The 20,901-nt window shown below is 60.4% G+C and carries 9 protein-coding genes and 3 pseudogenes; 6 read left to right on the plus strand and 6 right to left on the minus strand.

The genetic code is table 11. The annotated features are described in order from the left end of the window. Positions 1 to 203 precede the first annotated feature (203 nt). Both RHM58_RS23350 and RHM58_RS23355 read left to right on the plus strand, forming a co-directional pair. Positions 204 to 2,285, plus strand: coding sequence for a putative bifunctional diguanylate cyclase/phosphodiesterase (locus RHM58_RS23350; RefSeq protein ID WP_201257276.1), 2,082 nt, complete (start codon positions 204 to 206; stop codon positions 2,283 to 2,285). 249 nt (positions 2,286 to 2,534) lie between these two features. Beyond that, positions 2,535 to 3,281, plus strand: a complete 747-nt coding sequence (locus RHM58_RS23355; RefSeq protein ID WP_201204098.1) for an SDR family oxidoreductase — start codon at positions 2,535 to 2,537, stop codon at positions 3,279 to 3,281. A gap of 151 nt (positions 3,282 to 3,432) precedes the next feature. On the opposite strand, the gene mapR is transcribed toward RHM58_RS23355, so the two are convergent. From mapR to RHM58_RS23375, 4 genes are all read right to left on the minus strand, one after another. Continuing rightward, on the minus strand, positions 3,433 to 4,842 hold the full coding sequence (gene mapR, locus RHM58_RS23360) for a GntR family transcriptional regulator MpaR (RefSeq protein WP_322268315.1): 1,410 nt from the start codon (positions 4,840 to 4,842) through the stop codon (positions 3,433 to 3,435). A gap of 211 nt (positions 4,843 to 5,053) precedes the next feature. Then, positions 5,054 to 6,484 carry a cytochrome c oxidase accessory protein CcoG gene (gene ccoG / locus RHM58_RS23365; protein ID WP_201257277.1) on the minus strand — a complete coding sequence of 477 codons (1,431 nt, stop codon included), beginning with the start codon at positions 6,482 to 6,484 and terminating at the stop codon, positions 5,054 to 5,056. A 195-nt stretch (positions 6,485 to 6,679) separates the two neighbouring features. After that, the gene (locus tag RHM58_RS23370) at positions 6,680 to 6,919 is read right to left on the minus strand and encodes a DUF3203 family protein (RefSeq protein ID WP_201257278.1); all 240 of its coding nucleotides are present in this window, start codon (positions 6,917 to 6,919) and stop codon (positions 6,680 to 6,682) included. 158 nt (positions 6,920 to 7,077) lie between these two features. Further along, positions 7,078 to 7,242, minus strand: a complete 165-nt coding sequence (locus RHM58_RS23375) for a hypothetical protein (protein ID WP_201257279.1) — start codon at positions 7,240 to 7,242, stop codon at positions 7,078 to 7,080. Between the two features lie 218 nt (positions 7,243 to 7,460). Between RHM58_RS23375 and RHM58_RS23380 the strand changes: the two are divergent. From RHM58_RS23380 to glgB, 3 genes and pseudogenes are all read left to right on the plus strand, one after another. Next, positions 7,461 to 9,461, plus strand: a pseudogene (locus tag RHM58_RS23380) (alpha-1,4-glucan--maltose-1-phosphate maltosyltransferase). Between the two features lie 207 nt (positions 9,462 to 9,668). Next, entirely contained in the window at positions 9,669 to 13,010 is a 3,342-nt protein-coding gene (treS, locus tag RHM58_RS23385) for a maltose alpha-D-glucosyltransferase (protein WP_322268316.1), read from the plus strand. A gap of 2 nt (positions 13,011 to 13,012) precedes the next feature. Next, a pseudogene (gene glgB, locus RHM58_RS23390) lies at positions 13,013 to 15,245 on the plus strand (1,4-alpha-glucan branching protein GlgB). A 150-nt stretch (positions 15,246 to 15,395) separates the two neighbouring features. On the opposite strand, the pseudogene RHM58_RS23395 reads toward glgB, so the two are convergent. Together RHM58_RS23395 and RHM58_RS23400 are read right to left on the minus strand one after the other, a co-directional pair. Beyond that, positions 15,396 to 16,462, minus strand: a pseudogene (locus RHM58_RS23395) (autotransporter domain-containing protein). Positions 16,463 to 16,877: 415 nt separating this feature from the next. Next, positions 16,878 to 17,666 (minus strand): endonuclease/exonuclease/phosphatase family protein, encoded by a 789-nt coding sequence (locus tag RHM58_RS23400; protein ID WP_201256916.1) that lies wholly within the window; start codon positions 17,664 to 17,666, stop codon positions 16,878 to 16,880. Between the two features lie 310 nt (positions 17,667 to 17,976). Here RHM58_RS23400 and RHM58_RS23405 point away from each other — a divergent pair, with 310 nt between their 5' ends. Beyond that, the gene (locus RHM58_RS23405; RefSeq protein WP_322268317.1) at positions 17,977 to 20,865 is read left to right on the plus strand and encodes a TonB-dependent receptor; all 2,889 of its coding nucleotides are present in this window, start codon (positions 17,977 to 17,979) and stop codon (positions 20,863 to 20,865) included. The last annotated feature ends 36 nt before the right edge of the window (positions 20,866 to 20,901 follow it).

Below are 20,901 nucleotides of genomic sequence, written 5' to 3' on the forward strand. Positions count from 1 at the left end.
GCCGTTTCGCGACCCAACGGGAGCAAGCTCCCTCGCCACAATGACGGTGTTGAAATAACCATTTTTTGACGTCAAACAAGCGCCCCATCGGCTTGATGGCCATTTGATTATTTTGTCAGTGCGTTCTTCCGCGCAATCAGTACAATCGCCGACTTTGCCCCCGAGAACGGACGCAGTACGGAGGGGCGGTCACGAGAATTATCATGCTCATCGGCACTTATTCCCCCACGCTGGTCTTCATCTCGCTGTGCGTGGCGATTCTCGCCTCGTATACCGCCCTGGACCTCACCGGTCGGATTGCCACCACCAAAGGCCTGGCCGTCCACCTGTGGACCGCAGGCGGGGCGGTCGCCATGGGCATTGGCGTCTGGTCGATGCATTTCATCGGCATGCTCGCGTTCAAATTGCCGATTGATCTGGGCTACGACCTCGGCATCACCGTGCTCTCGCTGGTCATCGCCATCCTGTCCTGCGGCTTTGCCTTGTGGCTGGTCAGTCAGCCGAAGCTGCCGGCCTGGCAACTGGCCTTTGGCGCGCTGGTCATGGGCAGCGGGATCAGCGCCATGCATTACACCGGCATGGCGGCCATGCTCATGCAGCCAGGCATCGATTACGACCCGACCTTGTTCAGCGCCTCGCTGCTGATTGCCATCGGGGCCTCGGCGGCGGCGTTGTGGATTGCCTTCCGCCTGCGCCAGCACACGCCATACGTGGGCCTGATCCGTGGCGGCGCTGCGGTGATCATGGGTTTTGCCATTGTCGGCATGCACTACACCGGCATGGCGGCAGCGCGGTTCCCGGACGGCAGCTTCTGCGGAGCAGCCCTCAGTGGGTTGAGCGGCAAGGGCCTCGACAACCTGGTGTTGATCACCACTCTCGCGGTGTTGAGCATTGCCTTGCTGACCTCGATTCTCGATGCCCGCCTGGAAACGCGCACCGCTGACCTCGCTCACTCGCTGACCGAAGCCAACCGCGAACTCACCCAACTGGCCTTGCACGACACCCTGACCGGCCTGCCGAACCGCACGTTGTTGGCAGACCGCATTGAGTTAGCCATGTCGAAGGTACAGGAGCAGGGCGGTTGTTTTGCGCTGATGTTCATCGATCTGGACGGCTTCAAACCGGTCAACGATGCCTTCGGCCACCACATGGGCGACCAGTTGTTGCGTGAGGTCGGTTTGCGACTGCGCGAAGACTTGCGCAGCCAGGACACCCTGGCGCGGATTGGCGGTGACGAGTTCGTCTTGCTGGTGCGTCTGAGCGAGCCAAACGATGCACTGAGCCTGGCGGCTCGTCAGGTCGGCTTGATCGCGCGCTCGTTCCGGGTGGCCGAACATGACCTGCAGATTTCCGCCAGCGTCGGCATCGCGCTCTACCCGGGCAACGGCCAGACCGCACAAGAACTGCTGATGAATGCCGACGCCGCGATGTACCACGCCAAGGGCGCGGGCAAAAACGGCTACAGCTTCTTCGACGCCTCGATGAACAGCAACGCCCGCAAACAACTGCAACTGCTGCAAGACCTGCGCGCGGCCCTGGAACAGCAACAGTTCAGCCTTTATTACCAACCCAAATTCGACGCCAGCAATGGTCGCCCGGTGGGCGCCGAAGCCTTGCTGCGCTGGGAGCATCCGACCCAGGGCATGCTGTTGCCGGACAAGTTCATAGAGCTGGCGGAAAAGACCGGGTTGATCATTCCCATCGGCGAGTGGGTGCTGAACGAAGCCTGCCGGCAGATGCGCGAATGGTACGTGCTCGGCTACACCGACTGGCGCATAGCGGTGAATCTGTCGGCGTTGCAGTTCTGCCACGCAGGCTTGGTCCAGAGCGTGGCCAAAGCCTTGGCCATGCACCATTTGCCAGCCAATAGCCTGACTCTGGAAATCACTGAAACCACCGCCATGAGTGACGCCGACGCGAGCATGACCGTGCTTCGGGAGTTGTCGGAAATGGGCGTCGACCTGTCCATCGACGACTTCGGCACCGGCTATTCGAGCTTGATGTACCTCAAGCGCCTGCCGGCCAACGAACTGAAAATCGACCGTGGGTTTGTTCGCGATCTGGAGCACGACAGCGATGACGCTGCCATCGTTTCGGCGATCGTTGCGCTCGGTCAGGCGCTGGGTTTACGGATTGTCGCGGAAGGGGTCGAGACCGGCGTGCAGCAGGACTTCCTGACCAAACTGGGTTGCGATTCGCTGCAGGGTTACTTGCTGGGGCATCCGCTGCCGGCGGAGCGCTTCATGATCGACATTCACCGTGGCGAGCAACAGGCCACAGGCTGATTGATCTTGTGGCGAGGGAGCTTGCTCCCGCTCGGCTGCGAAGCAGTCGTAGTTCCAGGCGGCTCGGTACCATTGGAAGAATGCAGGGCGCCGCTTCGCGACCCAGCGGGAGCAAGCTCCCTCGCCACAAGGAAGCAGTTCGCCACAGGGCAGTGTTGTCGCTGATGGTAGATGCAGGTCATGCAAAACCCGTCAATGGCGGTTATTCTTGCCTCCGACTGCTTAAGTTTGAAACGGGGGAACGTCAGCATGGAAAAAGTCATCGTCATCACCGGCGGCAGCCGAGGTATCGGCGCCGCCACGGCGTTGTTGGCCGCCGAGCAGGGTTATCGGATCTGTATCAACTATCAAGCTGACGAAAAAGCCGCGCAAAGCGTGCTGGAACAAGTCCGTGCCTTGGGCGCACAAGCGATTGCAGTGCGCGCTGATGTCAGCATCGAAGACGAAGTGATCGCCATGTTCCAACGGGTCGACACTGAACTGGGCCGGGTCACCGCATTGGTGAACAACGCCGGCACCGTCGGGCACAAGTCCCGGGTCGACGAAATGTCCGAATTCCGCATTCTCAAAATCCTCAAGACCAACGTCCTGGCGCCGATCCTCTGCGCCAAGCACGCGATCCTGCGCATGTCGCCCAAGCATGGCGGGCAGGGTGGCAGCATCGTCAATGTGTCGTCGGTGGCTGCACGGTTGGGGGCGCCGAGCGAATACGTGGATTACGCCGCGTCGAAAGGTGCGCTGGATACCTTCACCATTGGCCTTTCGAAGGAAGTGGCGGGCGAGGGGATTCGCGTCAACGCAGTGCGGCCCGGTTACATCTACACCGACTTTCACGCGTTGAGCGGCGACCCGGATCGGGTCAGCAAACTGGAATCGGCGATCCCGATGGCCCGTGGCGGCCGGCCTGATGAAGTGGCAGAGGCGATTGTCTGGTTGTTGTCGGATAAGGCTTCTTATGCGACGGGGACTTTTGTTGATCTTGGTGGTGGGCGTTAAGCCTTAAGGTTTGCGTTGCTCGAACGGGCCTCTTCGCGAGCAAGCCCGCTCCCACAATGGATTGATGTGAACACATTATTTGTGAACACCACCGAACCCCTGTGGGAGCGGGCTTGCTCGCGAAGGCAATGGACCAGGCAACATCAAACTGTCAGAACGACCGCACTATCCGCCCCAACGTTTCCATCGCCTTCTCCGCAGCTTCACTCCACGGGCTGCCATAGTTCAACCGAATACAATTCCTGAAGCGCCGGGTCGGTGAAAAGATCGGCCCCGGCGCGATGCTGATGCCTTGGGCCAGCGCCATCTGAAACAACTTCAACGAGTCCATCTGCGGTGGCAGTTCCAGCCACAGGAAGTAGCCGCCGGCCGGTTGGCTGACGCGGGTCTGTGCCGGGAAGTAGCGGGCGATGGCGGCGAGCATGGCGCTTTGCTGTTCTTCCAGGGCGTAGCGCAATTTGCGCAGGTGCCGGTCGTAGCCGCCGTGTTGCAAGTAGTCGGCGATGGCCGCCTGGGCCGGCATCGAGGCGCAGAGCGAGGTCATGAGTTTCAGGCGTTCGATTTTCTGCGCGTAGCGCCCGGCAGCGACCCAACCGATGCGGTAGCCAGGGGCCAGGCTCTTGGCGAACGAACCGCAGTGCATCACCAACCCTTCAGTGTCGAACGCCTTGGCCGGTTTTGGCGCCTGCTGACCGTAATAGAGCTCGGCGTAGACGTCGTCCTCGATCAGCGGCACCTGATGGCTGCGCAGCAGTTCCACCAGTTCCTGCTTCTTCGCCTCGGGCATGGTCGCGCCCATTGGGTTCTGGAAACTGGTCATGCACCAGCAGGCCTTGATCGGGTGGCGCTCCAGGGTTTGCGCGAGCACGCCGAGGTCGATGCCGTCACGCGGGTGCACCGGGATTTCCACCGCTTTGAGCTTCAGGCGCTCCAGCACTTGCAGGCTGGCATAGAACGCCGGGGCTTCGATGGCCACCAGGTCGCCGGGTTCGGTGACGGCTTGCAGGCACAGGTTCAACGCTTCGAGGGCGCCGTTGGTGATCAGCAGTTCTTCCATCGGCAACATCAGGCCGCCGACCATGTAGCGCAGGGCGATCTGCCGGCGCAACTGCGGGTTGCCCGGCGACATGTCGGTGACGACCATGCGCGGGTCCATTTCCCGGGCGGCACTGGCCAGGGAGCGGGACAGGCGTTGCAGCGGAAACAACGTTGGGCTGGGGAACGCTGAGCCGAACGGGACGGTGGTCGGGTCCTTGATCGAGTCGAGCACCGAAAACACCAGTTCACTGACGTCGACTTCGGTGGACTCGTTGACCTGGCTGCTGATCACTGGCTCCGAGAACGGGCTCGGGGCGTGGGTGTTGACGAAGTAGCCGGAGCGCGGACGGGCGCGGATCAGGCCGCGACGTTCTAGCAGGTAATAGGCCTGGAACACCGTGGATGGGCTGACCCCGTAAGTCTGGCTGGCGTAGCGCACCGATGGCACGCGCTGGCCAGGGCCGAGGACGCCGGAGCGGATCAGTTCAGCGATGTCATCGGCGAATTTTTCGTAGCGTTTCATCGAGTGCCCGGGTTGAATTGATTCATGTGGTGCGCTTTTGTGGCGAGGGAGCTTGCCTGTGGTGAGGGGCTTGCCCCGTTGGGCCGCGAAGCGGCCCCTCCAATTCTTCAGACATATCGCGCTGCCCGGTCTACGACTGCTTCGCAGCCGAACGGGGGCAAGCCCCCTCGCCACAGAGACCGCGCCTGACAAAGGTCGGCATCTTAACGGCTCAACGATTCATCGGCGCAACAAACCGACTCTTTGCCACGCTGTAAATGTCCGGCTCGTCACTGTCGACAATCTTGAAGGCAATGGTCTGCGAACTGCTGCTTGGCCGTTCCGTGGTCATTGCCACCGACACCGGCACATCGACAATCTCACCCGGCGCAAGGCTCAACTCGGTCTTGCCTTGCAGCTGGAAGCCATCGCCGTCCACCAGGCTCAGGCGATAATCCTGACGCTGCTGGGTCTTGTTGATGACTTTGAGGCTGTAGATGTTTTCGATCTGGCCTTCGCTGTTTTCACGGTACATGCCACGGTCTTTGGTGACGTCCAGCGACACCATCGGTCGTTCCACCAGCGCCATGGCCAATGCGCCAATCATCACCAGCAGCACCGCCGTGTAGCCGATCAACCGAGGCCGCAGCAGGTGGGTCTTGCCACCTTGCAACTCATGCTCGGAGGTGTAGCTGATCAGGCCGCGAGGGTAGTTCATTTTGTCCATGATCGAATCGCAGGCATCGATGCACGCCGCGCAGCCGATGCATTCCATCTGCAAGCCGTCGCGGATGTCGATGCCGGTCGGGCAGACCTGCACGCAGAGCTGGCAGTCGATGCAATCACCGAGACCCACCTCGGCCGGTTTGACCTCGCGTTTGCGCGGGCCACGGTTTTCGCCACGGGCCACGTCGTAGGAAATGGTCAGGGTGTCCTTGTCGAACATCACGCTCTGGAACCGCGCATAAGGGCACATGTGCATGCACACCGCTTCACGCAGCCAGCCGGCGTTGATGTACGTGGCGCCGGTGAAGAAGATCACCCAGAACAGACTGACGCCGGCCATTTGCAGGGTCAGCAGTTCTTCGGCCAGTGGCCGGATTGGCGTGAAGTAACCGACAAAGGTCAGGCCGGTCAGCAGGCTGATGCCCAGCCACAACGTGTGCTTGGCCGAACGCCGCAGCAGTTTGTTCAGGCCCCAGGGCGCGGCTTGCAGTTTGATTCGCTGGTTGCGCTCGCCTTCGGTGATTTTCTCGCACCACATGAAGATCCAAGTCCAGGAGCTCTGCGGGCAGGTGTAGCCGCACCAGACGCGGCCGGCGAACACGGTGATCGCAAACAGGCCGAACGCGGCAATGATCAACAGCGCCGAGAGCAGGATGAAATCCTGCGGCCAGAAGGTCGCGCCAAAGATGTGGAATTTGCTTTCAGACAGGTCCCAGAGCACCGCTTGGCGGCCACCCCAGTTCAGCCACACCGTGCCGAAAAACGCGAGGAACAGAAAGCCCGCGCCGCTCATGCGCAAGGTGCGGAACAGCCCGGTGAAGCTGCGGGTGTGGATCAGGTTGTCGCTGGATTTGGCCTTCATCTTTGGACGCGAAGGCTCATAGCGCTGTACGACTGGGGCGCTTTCTACGGTTCGGACGGGGATTCTATCGCTCATGGTCTTTCGCTCATCAGCCTCCATCAGGCCGGTGCACTATGAGCGTCGATCTGTTTGCATAACAGGCTCAGCTATTGCAATAAAAAGCGGATCAGATGGCATTCAAGCGAGTGCCTGCGACAAGTTGATGCACCTGCCGCCGCTGGCTGCGGGCGCCTATCTCAGGCGCCCGGGGCGGTTGTTGATCCGGGTCAGTCAAATCACCGAATCACTGTCGGTGGCCCTCAAATGCTTACGACCGTCGACAGCGCCTGCTACGGTCAATGCGTCGGCTTCTGCTTCGGTGATGTAGATGCGTTCGCCGTTCATCTCCACCGCGGACATGGCTTTTTCCGAGTCGGTGATGATGGTGACGTCGGGGCACAGACGAATTTCTTCGCCGTTCTCGGTGGTGAAAAAGCAAGTCTGGGTTTCGGTATCGATGCGCACGGTCATGGGACTGTCCTTTTTCAGCGGAGACTAAAACGTTAGGTCGCCAAGGACGGCCTTCGTTCTGTGCAACCGATTAATGGTCGGCGCGGTCCATCCTCTACAACCGACTTTCTGTTGAAGAAGAAGGAATGGCCCATGGACGCCTGCGTGGGGGCGAAGTGTTATGGACTGCCGATCACCGGCGGCATGGTTGTCGGCGGTTCTTCGCGAGGTGGCGGGGTGGTGCCCGGTGGTTCTTGCTCGGGCACCGGGTCCGGTTCGGTCTCGGGAATGGTCGGGGTGTCGATGTTCGGGTCCGGCGTTTCGGCAGGGATCGGGATACTCATCGGTCAAGCCTCCTTGTGGCACATGGCGTGAGTCGTGCTTAAGTAGATTGACCACCGCGAAAAGGTTTTGATTCCCCCGAACGCTCAGGCAAATCCCCGTGAACTTTTAGCGGCGCCTGTCGCTCGGAACCTAAGTGAGTTCATTCCGGGACGGACTGGCCCATGTGGATGAACATCAAGCACAAGAGCGTCCTTGGGGCGTAAAGGAGAGATGCTCGATGATCGCTGAAAAACCGACAGAACTCAGTTACAACCCGCACATGCCGCTGTCGCAGGCGTTGTTGCTGCCGCGCATCGTCATCGAAGACACCATGCCGATCCTCGACGGCGGGCAGTTTGCCGTCAAAGCTGTGGTCGGTCAGGACGTGTTGGTCACCAGCAAAGTCTTTGCCGACGGTCACGACAAACTGGCCGTGCGCATTCGTTGGCGCAACGAGGGCGAAGAGTCCTGGCACAGCGAAACCATGCAGGAGCTGGGCAACAATGGCTGGCAGGGCCGGTTCCGGGTCGAGCGCCAGGGCCGTCACATTTACTGCATCGAAGCCTGGATCGATCAGTTCGCCAGCTTCTGTTATGAGCTGGAAAAAAACACACCGCCCGCGTGCCGGTGAGCCTGGAGTTGCAGGAAGGCCGCACGTTGGTCCATCAAGCCGTCGAGCGCAGCGACGGTCAGCTGAGCGAGCAATTGGCGGGGCTGCACCATGAACTGTCCGGGCTGCTCGAAACCGAGCAGGTCGCGCTATTTCTGCACCAGCGTAGCGCCGAACTCATGGCCCAGGCGGATCACCGCGCCTTCCTGAGCCTGAGCCCGGAATACCCGCTGGACGTGGAACGGGAAATCGCCCAATTTGCCAGTTGGTACGAGCTGTTTCCACGCTCGATCACCGACGATCCCACCCGTCATGGCACCTTTAACGATGTGCACGCGCGACTGCCGATGATTCAGGACATGGGCTTCGATGTGCTCTACCTCCCACCGATCCACCCGATCGGCCGTTCAGTTACCGTAAGGGCCCGAACAATTCCCTGACCGCCGGCCCCGACGATCCGGGCAGTCCGTATGCCATTGGCAGCGCCGAGGGCGGGCACGAGGCAATTCACTCCGAGCTGGGCAGCCGCGAAGACTTCCGCCGGTTGGTCGTTGCGGCGGCGGATCATGGGCTGGAAATCGCTCTCGACTTCGCGATCCAGTGTTCCCAGGACCACCCGTGGCTGGAACAGCATCCGGGCTGGTTCAACTGGCGCTCCGGACGGCAGCGATCAACTACGCCGAGAACCCGCCGAAGAAGTACCAGGACATCGTCAACGTCGATTTCTACGCCGCCGACGCAATTCCCAGCCTCTGGGTCGAATTGCGCGACATCGTGGTCGGTTGGGTCGAGGAGGGCGTGAAGATCTTTCGCGTCGATAACCCACACACCAAACCGCTGCCGTTCTGGCAATGGCTGATCGCCGATGTGCGGGCGTTGCACCCGGAAGTGATCTTCCTCGCCGAAGCCTTTACCACCCCGGCGATGATGGCGCGGCTGGGCAAGGTCGGTTACTCCCAGAGCTACACCTACTTCACCTGGCGCAACACCAAGTACGAACTGTCGACCTATTTCAGTGAACTGAACGAGTCGCCGTGGCGTGAATGCTTCCGCCCGAATTTCTTCGTCAACACGCCGGACATCAATCCGGGGTTTCTCCACGAATCCGGGCGTCCGGGGTTTCTCATCCGCGCGGCGCTGGCGACCATGGGCTCGGGCCTGTGGGGCATGTATTCAGGCTTCGAACTGTGCGAAGCCGCCGCTGTGCCAGGCAAGGAGGAATACCTCGATTCCGAGAAGTACGAGATCCGTCCACGGGACTTCAATGCGCCGGGCAACATCATTGCCGAGATCGCTCAGCTCAACCGCATTCGCCGGCAGAACCCGGCGCTACAGACGCATCTGGGGCTGAAGCTCTACAACGCCTGGAACGACAACATTCTGTATTTCGGTAAACGTAGCGCCGACGGTAGCAACTTCATTCTGGTGGCCGTCAGCCTTGATCCGCATAACGTCCAGGAGGCTGATTTCGAGTTGCCGCTGTGGGAAATGGGCCTGCCCGACGACGCCAGCACCCAGGGCGAAGACTTGATGAACGGCCATCGCTGGACCTGGTACGGCAAATACCAATTCATGCGGATCGACCCGGTGCATCAGCCGTTCGGCATTTGGCGAATCACCACCTCTTGACTGTGGCGAGAGGGATTGCCTGTGGCGAGGGGGCTTGCCCCCGTTGGGCTGCGAAGCGGCCCCTACTTTTCCTTCAGCCACATCCAGTTATCCGGATTTACGACTGCTTCGCAGCCGAACGGGGGCAAGCCCCCTCGCCACAAAAGCCCTCTCACCATAGATAGGTGCTCGGCTCAGCGGTTAATTTGAATTCAACAGGAGTTTCAAATGGCGAAGAAACCCAAGTCAGCCACTTTTATCAAAGACCCGCTCTGGTACAAGGATGCGGTGATTTATCAGGTTCACGTTAAGTCTTTTTTCGACTCCAACAACGACGGGATCGGCGACTTTCCCGGTCTGATCGCCAAACTCGATTACATTGCCGATCTAGGCGTCAACACCATCTGGCTGTTGCCGTTCTATCCCTCGCCACGTCGGGATGACGGTTATGACATTGCCGAATACCGCGGCGTCCATTCCGACTACGGCACCATGGCCGATGCCAAACGCTTCATCGCCGAGGCCCACAAGCGCGGCCTGCGCGTCATCACCGAGCTGGTCATCAACCACACCTCCGACCAGCACGCCTGGTTCCAGCGCGCACGCAAGGCCAAGAAAGGCTCAGCCGCCCGGGACTTCTACGTCTGGTCCGATGACGATCAAAAGTACGACGGCACCCGCATCATTTTCCTCGACACCGAGAAGTCCAACTGGACGTGGGACCCGGTCGCCGGCCAGTACTTCTGGCACCGTTTCTACTCCCACCAACCGGACCTGAACTTCGACAACCCGCAAGTCATGAAAGCCGTGCTCTCGGTGATGCGCTACTGGCTCGACATGGGCATCGACGGGCTGCGGCTTGATGCGATCCCGTACCTGATCGAACGCGACGGCACCAACAACGAGAACCTCCCCGAGACCCACGACGTCCTCAAGCAGATCCGTGCCGAAATCGACGCCAATTACCCCGACCGCATGCTGCTGGCCGAGGCCAACCAATGGCCGGAAGACACTCAGCTGTACTTCGGTGACACCGACGCCAAGGGCCTGAACGGCGACGAATGCCACATGGCGTTCCACTTCCCGCTGATGCCGCGCATGTACATGGCGCTGGCCCAGGAAGACCGTTTTCCGATCACCGATATCCTGCGTCAGACCCCGGAAATCCCGGCCAACTGCCAGTGGGCGATTTTCCTGCGCAACCACGATGAGCTGACCCTGGAAATGGTCACCGACAAGGAGCGTGATTATCTGTGGAATTACTACGCGGCCGACCGTCGAGCGCGGATCAACCTGGGGATTCGCCGCCGTCTCGCGCCGCTGATGGAGCGCGACCGCCGTCGTGTCGAGCTGCTCAACAGTTTGCTGCTGTCGATGCCCGGCACGCCGACGATGTATTACGGCGATGAAATCGGCATGGGCGACAACATCTACCTCGGCGACCGCGATGGCGTGCGTACGCCGATGCAATGGTCGATTGACCGTAACGGCGGCTTCTCCCGCGCCGACCCGGCCAGCCTGGTGCTGCCGCCGATCATGGACCCCCAATACGGCTACCTGTCGGTCAACGTCGAAACCCAGGCCGGCGACCCGCATTCACTGCTGAACTGGACCCGGCGCATGCTTGCAGTGCGCAAGCAGTCCAAGGCCTTCGGTCGCGGCACGCTGAAAATGCTTTCGCCGAGCAACCGCAGGATTCTGGCCTACACCCGTGAATTCACCGGTGCCGACGGCAAACACGAAATCATTCTGTGTGTGGCCAACGTGTCCCGCAGCGCGCAAGCGGCAGAACTCGACTTGTCAGCCTACGTCGGCATGGTCCCGGTGGAGATGCTCGGCGGTAACGCCTTCCCGCCGATTGGCCAGTTAAGTTTCCTCCTGACCCTGGCGCCATATGGTTTCTACTGGTTTGTACTCGCGGCGGAAAACCAGATGCCGAGCTGGCACGTGGAACCGGCGCAAAGCCTGCCGGACTTCACCACGCTGGTGCTGAAAAAACGCATGGAAGAACTGCTCGAAGCGCCATCTCGCGGCACGCTGGAGCAAGGCATCCTGCCGAACTGGTTGCAGAACCGTCGCTGGTTTGCCGGCAAGGACACGGCCATCGACAGCGTCAACATCGCTTATGGCGTACGTTTCGGTGACCCGCTGCACCCAGTGTTGTTGAGTGAAATCGACGTCACCAGTGGCGGCCAGACCAGTCGCTATCAACTGCCGTTCGGCTTTATCGCCGAAGATCAGGTTGGCGCGGCGTTGCCGCAACAACTGGCGTTGGCGCGGGTTCGGCGAGTGCGCCAGGTCGGTTTGATCACTGATGCGTTCAGCCTCGACACCTACATCCGCGCCGTGCTGGAAGGCATGCAAGCCAGTACCGTGTTGCAGTCCAGCGAAGGCGAGATTCGTTTCGAGCCAACTGCCGAACTGGCCAAACGCGGTCTGACCGCCGAATCGGACGTGCGTTACCTGTCCGCCGAGCAGTCCAACAGTTCGGTGGTGATCGGCAACAGCCTGGTGCTGAAACTGATCCGCAAACTTGCCTCGGGCGTGCACCCGGAACTGGAAATGAGCGCGTACCTGACCGCCGCCGGTTTCGGCAATATTTCGCCGTTGCTCGGTTCGGTGATTCGCCGTGATTCGAAGGGCGAAGACACCCTGTTGATGATTGCCCAAGGCTATTTGAGCAATCAGGGCGACGCGTGGGAATGGACGCAGAACAACCTTGAACGGGCGCTGCGGGACGAACTGGCCGATGCCATGTCCGAGCAGGAGCAGCACTACAACGCCCTCGGCGAACTGAAAGATTTCGCCGGTATGCTGGGCCAGCGCCTGGGGGAAATGCACGTGGTGCTGGCAACGCCCACCGACGACCCGGACTTCGCCCCACAAGTCACGACACAAAAGGATGCCCTGGCTTCGGCCAAGGACGTGGCGGCACAATTGGAACACGCCTTGAAGTTGCTCAAACAGCATCAAAGCGAACTGAACCCGGCAGACAAAGCCTTGGTCAGTCATTTGCTGGACAACAAAAAAGCCATTCTCGGCCATGTCCAGGAACTCGGTAAAAAAGCCGCAGGGGGGCTGCGTATTCGGGTCCACGGCGACTTGCATTTGGGCCAGGTATTGGTGATCAAGGGCGACGCTTACTTGATCGACTTCGAAGGTGAGCCGGCGCGGCCACTCAGCGAGCGGCGCGGTAAGCACAGCCCGTATAAAGATGTGAGCGGGGTGTTGCGTTCGTTCGATTACGCGGCAGCGATGGCGATCAACGTGCATAACGTCGACAACACCGCCGATGCCCGGGCAGCCCGGCAACGGGTGGCCGATCGTTATTTAAGTGAAGCGCGACAGTCATTTATCGACGCTTATCGGCTGGCGGCAGCTAGTCTTGCTCATGCGTGGCAAGATCCTGAGGGCGAAGACGCTGCACTGGCGTTGTTCGGTCTGGAGAAGGCGGCCTATGAAGTGGCTTATGAGGCGGAAAATCGCCCCACCTGGCTGCCGGTGCCGTTGCACGGTTTGTATGGGTTATTGAGTGGGCTCAAACCCTTTTCCGATCTTGGTGGAGAGTAGTCATGAGTTTCTCGAACACGGAACAGGGGCACCACAAAGAAACACTGCTGCCCAGGGCGTCGGACATTGATGCGTTGGTACGCGCTGAACACCACGACCCCTTTGCCATACTCGGCCCCCACGGCGATGACAATGGCGGGCAATTCATCCGGGCCTATCTGCCAGACGCTTTAAGTGTCCAGGTGTTGGCCAAAGACTCCGGCGAAGAGCTCGGCAGTCTTGAAGCCACTCAGACACCGGGGCTGTTCGTCGGCCACTTTGACCGCGCCCAGCCGTACCTGCTGCGCACCCGTTGGGCCGGCGGCGAGCAAGTGGCCGAAGACCCTTACAGCTTCGGGCCGCTGCTCGGTGAGATGGACTTGTACCTGTTTGCCGAAGGCAATCACCGCGATCTCAGCGCCTGCCTCGGCGCGCAGTTGAAGAACGTCGATGGCGTTGATGGCGTGCGGTTCGCTGTGTGGGCGCCGAATGCCAAACGGGTGTCGGTGGTCGGCGATTTCAATGTCTGGGACGGTCGTCGTCACCCGATGCGTCTACGTCATCCGACCGGGGTCTGGGAGTTGTTCATTCCGCGCCTGCAAGCAGGGGAGGCGTACAAGTACGAAATCCTCGGCACTCAAGGCATTTTGCCGCTCAAGGCTGACCCAATGGCTTTGGCCACGCAGATGCCGCCGGACACTGCTTCGAAAGTCGCTTCGCCGCTGAGCATCGACTGGCAGGACCACGAGTGGATGCAGTCCCGTGGCGACCGCCAAAAACCGAGTGCGCCGCTGTCGATCTACGAGCTGCACGCCGGTTCCTGGCAGTGCGAACTGGATGATCTGGGCGAAGTCGCCCGCCAGTACACCTGGCACGAATTGGCCGAGCGGCTGATTCCGTATGTGAAGGAGCTGGGTTTCACCCACATTGAGCTGATGCCGATCATGGAGCACCCGTTCGGCGGTTCCTGGGGTTATCAGTTGCTCTCGCAATTTGCCCCGAGCGCCCGTTACGGCACGCCGGATGACTTCGCCGCGTTCGTCAACGCCTGTCACCAGGCTGACATCGGCGTGATCCTCGACTGGGTGCCGGCGCATTTCCCTACCGATACCCACGGTCTGGCGCAGTTCGACGGCACGGCGTTGTATGAATACGCCAACCCGATGGAAGGCTTCCACCAGGATTGGGACACGCTGATCTACAACCTCGGCCGCACCGAAGTGCACGGCTACATGCTGGCTTCGGCGCTGCACTGGCTCAAGCATTTCCACGTCGATGGCCTGCGGGTCGATGCCGTGGCGTCGATGCTCTATCGCGATTACTCGCGCAAGGCCGGCGAGTGGGTGCCGAACCGCCATGGCGGCCGCGAGAACCTGGAAGCCATCGACTTCCTGCGCCATCTCAATGACGTCGTCGATATCGAAGCGCCCGGCGCGCTGGTGATCGCCGAAGAATCGACAGCCTGGCCGGGTGTCAGCCAGAACACCCAGCAGGGTGGCCTCGGTTTCGGCTTCAAATGGAACATGGGCTGGATGCACGACTCGCTCGCATTACATCCAGCAGGACCCGGTATACCGCGCCCATCATCACAACGAGCTGAGTTTCGGCCTGGTGTATGCGTGGTCCGAGCGTTTTATCCTGCCGATTTCCCACGATGAAGTGGTGCACGGCAAGCATTCGCTGATCGACAAAATGCCCGGCGACCGTTGGCAGAAATTCGCCAACCTGCGGGCGTACCTGAGTTTCATGTGGGCGCATCCGGGCAAGAAACTGCTGTTCATGGGCTGCGAGTTCGGTCAGTGGCGCGAGTGGAATCACGATCAGCAACTGGACTGGTACCTTTTGCAGTACTCGGAACACAAAGGCGTGCAGAAACTGGTGGGTGATCTCAACCGGCTGTACCGCGAAGAACCGGCGCTGCACGACCAGGACGACGCACCGCAGGGCTTCCAGTGGTTGATCGGTGATGATGCGATCAACAGCGTCTATGCCTTCATGCGCTGGAGCAAAGAGGGGCGGCCGGTGCTGGTGGTCGCCAACTTCACCCCGGTGCCGCGTCAGGCCTACCGGATCGGCGTGCCATTTGCCGGGCGCTGGACCGAGATGATCAACAGCGATGCCGACACCTACGCCGGTTCCAACTATGGCAACGGCGGCGGGGCGTTTACCGAGGAAGAACCGAGCCATGGCCAGGCGCTGTCGCTGGTGCTGAACTTGCCGCCGCTGGCAGTGTTGATTCTGCGTCCGGAGGGTTGATTTAAAACCGCGTCGCTCCCTTCGCGGGCAAGCCTCGCTCCTACAGGATTTGTGTTGGTCGCGTCATTTCGGCACGACATAACACCTGTAGGCGCGAGGCTTGCCCGCGAAGGCGCCAGATCAAACAACATACCTCTTGCGGTCAACCCCTCACCACCGCATCCGAATCCCCAAACTCCCTATCACCCCGTTCAAATCATTCGCATCCGCGGCACTGCTGTAATCGGCACTGACGTACAAGCTGACGGTGGGGGATACCCTGGCCACCAACCCCAGCCCCAACTCGACCGTGGATGAATTGCGACTGCTGCTGATCTTGTCCACCTGATCCAGTGTCACGGTATTGCCGGTATACATGGTGTGCCACAGGTTGGTCCGCACATAGGGTTCGACTGGCAGGCCGTTGAAGGTATAACTGCCTTTCAGTTGGGCGCCGACCCGACCGCTCCAGGACGACAGATCGCTGCTGGTGGCGTTGTTGGCACCGGCATAGGGCGTGTCCAGGGTAATTCGCTGATTGACCAACTGCGCCTGGGGTTCGATCACCCAGTTGTCGCCCAGGCCGATGGGGAAACCACCTTCTACCGACACCGTCATCGCGCTGCCTTCAGCGGTTTGCCGCATCCCTTGAGCATCTCGGCTGAAGCCGTTGACCCGGCCGCCGCTGGCGGTCAAGTCGACGTGCCAGCCCTGGGGACCGATCAGGCTCCAGTAGGCACCGAGCGTCTGGCCTTGAAGGTTGAAAGTGTCGTTACCGGGGTCAGCAAAGGCGCGATTGCTCAGCAGTCCGTTGTTGTTGCCCTGGTACTGGCTGGTGCCCCCACCAACCCGAGCCGTTGCACCCGGCCACCGCTGCTTTGCAGGGTCAGGATGGCCGGGCCTTTGAATTCGTCTGCGCCGGGGAGCGAAAAGCCTGCGGATTGAACATTGGTTTCTGCCAGGCGCGATGCCTGTCCGTAGAGTTGATCCCAGGCAGCCGGCGCGGCGTCTTCAGTGGTCAGGCGGGAACTTCGCATGTCCGGGACTGCACTGAAATGCCCCGGGTAGATGGCAGCGACGTTTGGCAAGGTCAACGTCGGTACATCTTCGCGATACCAAGGCGTGGCGTCATCCTCGGCAGGCCCGGCCTGCACCTCCATGGACGAGCACAGCAGGAGTGAGCTCGAGACTGTGCAAAAAGTAATTTTGATCTCTTGTTGGGTGAATGAAGTTTTCATGGAGGTCTACCTTGCAAACGCATGCCATATCTTGCTTTGGCGTCTCTCCTACCCCGAATGAGGGGCGACCGAATGGATTGGGGCAAGCCTCTGGCCGCCCGTTTTTGCGGGATTCTGGAGGCTTGCCCCTGATGGTATTTCCGGGGGTAGTACGGTTTAGCTAAGAAGACCTGTGACCTTGCGTCAAGAAAATGGCCGATAAATGGTATGGCTATTTTGGTGATTGCAAGTGACTGATTATTAGTGTGTCCATAAGTGATTGTTTGCACAAAAAATCAGCGTTTTAGAGCGCTGGCACTAGCATTTGGTAGTCAGCTAACGGTTGTGTCATCGGTAAGCGGGTTTGAATTCATGCGGTAATTTTTAAGACGGTTACTGTCGATAATCACAGTTTTAGCCTATTCGCCTTGGCGCCTTACAGATGCACTTCCACCGCCAACGGCAAATGGTCAGAGAGGTGAGTCCACGGTTTGTTACCGAGTATTCGCGGGTGATGGCTGCTGGCATTGCGCAGGTAGATACGGTCCAGACGCAACAGCGGAAAGCGTGCCGGGTAAGTCTTCGCGGGCTGCCCTTGGTGGCGTTCGAAGGCTTCGTGCAGGTATTCGCGCCGGGCGAGGGCGGCATTGCCTTGCAGTTGCCAGTCATTGAAATCACCGGCGATGATCACCGGTGCGTCGTCGGGAAAGGATTCGAGCAGTTGGCAGAGCAACTGCAGCTGCAACTGGCGATGACTTTCGAGCAGGCTCAGGTGCACGCAAATCGCGTGGACTTCAGCATGGCCCGGCACGTCCAGCACGCAGTGCAACAAGCCACGGCGCTCGGGGCCGGTGATCGAGACGTCGAGGTTGCGAAATTCGCGGATCGGGTATTTCGACAGCAACGCGTTGCCGTGGTGACCGTCGGGGTAGACCGCGTTGCGGCCATAGGCGAAATCACTCCACATGCTGTCGGCGAGGAACTCGTATTGCGAGACCTGCGGCCAGGCGTTGTAACGGGCAGAGTGCCGCTCGTGTTCGCCGACTACTTCCTGGAGAAACACCAGGTCTGCCGAGGTGCTGCGTACCGCTTCGCGCAGTTCCGGAAGTATGAAACGCCGGTTGAACGCGGTGAAGCCTTTATGGGTGTTGACCGTGAGTACCCGCAGTCGGTGTATGGCCGTGGGTGTGTTCAAGGGGGCGGATTTTAGTGAGTCGCTGGTCACGTTGGCTCCTCTGAATCAGGCTGCTCAAGTAATGCGACTGATGCAGGGACGAGCAGTTCACAGAGATCCTGGAATTAGCATCGAGCAAGAGTGGGAGCGGGCTTGCTCGCGAAGGGGCCGTGCCAGTCGACATTGATGCTGCCTGAGCCACCGCTTTCGCGAGCAAGCCCGCTCCCACAGGTTTTGTGTTTGCCCGCGGATCGAGTGCAAGTCGGTATAAGGTCATCACCCAACGGTCTAACCATCGCTCTATAAAATCCCTCCCGCCATCGCACAACCCTGCATAAACCAAACGCAGGGATGGCTGTCCATGATCCATTTTTCACCACTTAAATCCCCTCTGGCCCTGGCCTTGCTGCTTGCCATGAATACGCTGCCGGCCTTTGCCGCGAGCAGTGTCGATTTCAACCTGCCGGCCGGTCCGCTGGACCAGACCTTGCTGGGGATTTCGCGCCAGACCGGCACGCCGATTTCCTTCGATCAATCCCTGGTCAACGGTATCAATGCACCGGCCATTCACGGCCAACTGACCCAAGCCCAGGCGTTGACCCTGGCCTTGCAGGGCAGTGGCTTGAAAGATGACGACGGCGTGATCAGCGCCGCCGCGCCAACAACTGCTGCCCCAGCCAAAACCTTCGCCGAACCCACCACCCAACTGCAACGCGTCGAAGTCACCGGCAGCGCAATCCGCCGGGTCGATGCCGAAACCGCAGTGCCGATCACCATCCTGCGGGTCGAACAACTGCGTGAGCAGGGCGTGACCAGCACCGAAGAACTGATCAACCGCATCTCCGCCAACCAATCGTCGGTAGGCTCGGGACGTTCGGTAGGTTCCAGCAGCGGCGGTGCGTCCTATGCCGACTTGCGCGGCATCGGCCCGAACAAAACCCTGGTGCTGCTCAACGGTCGACGGCTGAGCAACAACGCCACCAGCTCGATCAACGGCTCCGGCGTCGACCTGAACACCATTCCATTCGCCGCCATCGACCGAGTCGAGGTGTTGCGCGATGGCGCGTCGGCGCTGTACGGCACCGACGCTATCGGCGGGGTGATCAACTTCATCACCAAGAAAAGCCTGACCACCGGCCAGCTCACCACCGGCTACGATAGCCCGACCCATGCCGGCGGCGGTGACAGTCACAACTTCAGCGGCAGTTATGGTTTTGGTGATCTGGAGGACGACCGCTTCAACGTGTTCGGCGTGGTCAGCTACGACAAACAGCAACGCCTGGCTGCCGAGGACCGCAGCTACACCTACAACTACCAGCCCGGCCGTGGCCTCGATTACACCTCCGGCACCGCGTCGCCCGCCAACTGGAGCCAGGGCAGCAACGCGACCAACCCGCTGGCCGGTTCCGGTTGCAACGCGCCCGGGCTGTTGTCGCGCAACGGCATCTGCCGTCAGAGCCTGTGGAATTACCTCGATCTGGTGCCGGAAACCGAGAAGACCTCGGCCTTCGCCAAAGCCACCGGCAAGCTCTCGGACGACCACAACGTCAGCCTCGAATATTTCTGGGCGCGCAACGAAAACCGCACGCAAATCGGCCCTGGTACGTTGATGGGCAATCAGGTGAATCCGGGCACCACGTTCTATCCGGGCAACGGCGTTACCCCCGGCCCCAGCACTTTTGCCCTGGACCCAACGCAACCGGTAGACGTGAACTGGCGTGAAACCGCTGTCGGCGCGCGTCAGCATGAAGACGACAACACCAGCCAACGCTTGTTGCTGAGTTTCGACGGCAATCTGGTGGGTTGGGACTACAACGTCGGCGCCTCGTACAACCAGAACAAAGTGGTCAACTCCATCCTCGACGGCTACGTGAACGACCGGCCGATTAGCCAAGGCATTGCCACTGGCGTGATCAACCCGTTCGGCCCGCAGACAGCGGCGGGCGATGCCTTGCTGGCGGCCAACGCGGTGGACGGTGATTACGGCACAGCAGTGGGCCGGGTGAAGGCGATTGACGGGCGCATCAGCCGCGAGATCGGCGACTGGTTCGGCTCCGGTTCTTCAGCCCTGGCCTTGGGCGGCGAGTATCGCAAGGAAGATTTTCATCAGGATTTCGCCCAGTTTGCCGGCGATATCCAGAGCCTCGGCGTTGACCCCAATGGCAGCGTGGCCGGGGATCGCAGCGTCTCGGCCGAGTACGCTGAGGTCAACGTTCCAGTGCTCGACAGCCTGGAGCTGTCTGCCGCCGTGCGTCACGACAAGTACAGCGACTTTGGCAGCACCACCAACCCGAAATATTCGTTCCGCTTCCAGCCGTTCAAGGAACTGGTGCTGCGCGGCGCCTACAGCGAAGGCTTCCGCGCGCCGTCGTTGTATGAGCTCTACAACCCGACCTTCACCTCGTACACCGTCGCCAACTACAACGACCCTCGCCTGTGTGCCGGCGGCAACCCCAGCAACGGCGGGATCGCCAACCGCGACTGCGCACAGCAGTTCAACCGCACCACGGGTGGCAACACCGACCTGAGCCCGGAAACCGCGCGCAACGTGACCGTTGGTTTCGTCTATCAGCCGTTTGATCGCCTGACCACCGGGCTGGATTTCTGGTGGATCAACATCGCCAACCAGATCGCTGAATTCCCCGAATCGGCAGTGTTCGAAAACCCCGAGCTGTACCCCGAGCGTCTGATTCGCAAGCCTGATGGCTCCATCGATCACATCGTTACCGGCCTGGCCAACCTCGGCAAGATCAAGACTAACGGCGTCGACGTGAGCTTCGACTTTCGCTTGCCGAGCACCTCGATTGGCGATTTCGGCATCGGCCTGCAAGGCACTTATGTCAGCCGTTACGAATTCCAGCAGCAGCTCAAGGGCGATTACATCGACAAGCTCGGCGACTTCCGTGGCGGCGACTTTTCCTCGGCCGGTGCCGTGGCCCGGTGGCGTCACAGCCTGACCGGCACCTGGAACCGCGGCCCGTTCGGCGCGAGCCTGACCAACCGCTACACCAGCGGTTACCACGACTCCAACCGCGAGGCGCACGACTACGTCGGTTCCTACAACGTCTGGGACGTGGCCGGCACCTACACCTGGCGCAAAACCCTGGGCGTGACCCTCGGGGTGAAGAACCTGTTCGACCGCGAGCCGCCGTTCAGCAACCAGACCTACACCTTCCAGAGCGGTTACGACCCCAAGTACGGCGACCCTTTCGGGCGGACGCTGTACACGCGGGTCAGTTACAACTTTTGATCTGAAAACTAACCAGTCAGGACAGGTTTTAGTAAC

This window comes from Pseudomonas sp. 10S4, assembly GCF_034344865.1.
In the GTDB taxonomy this organism is placed as follows: domain Bacteria; phylum Pseudomonadota; class Gammaproteobacteria; order Pseudomonadales; family Pseudomonadaceae; genus Aquipseudomonas.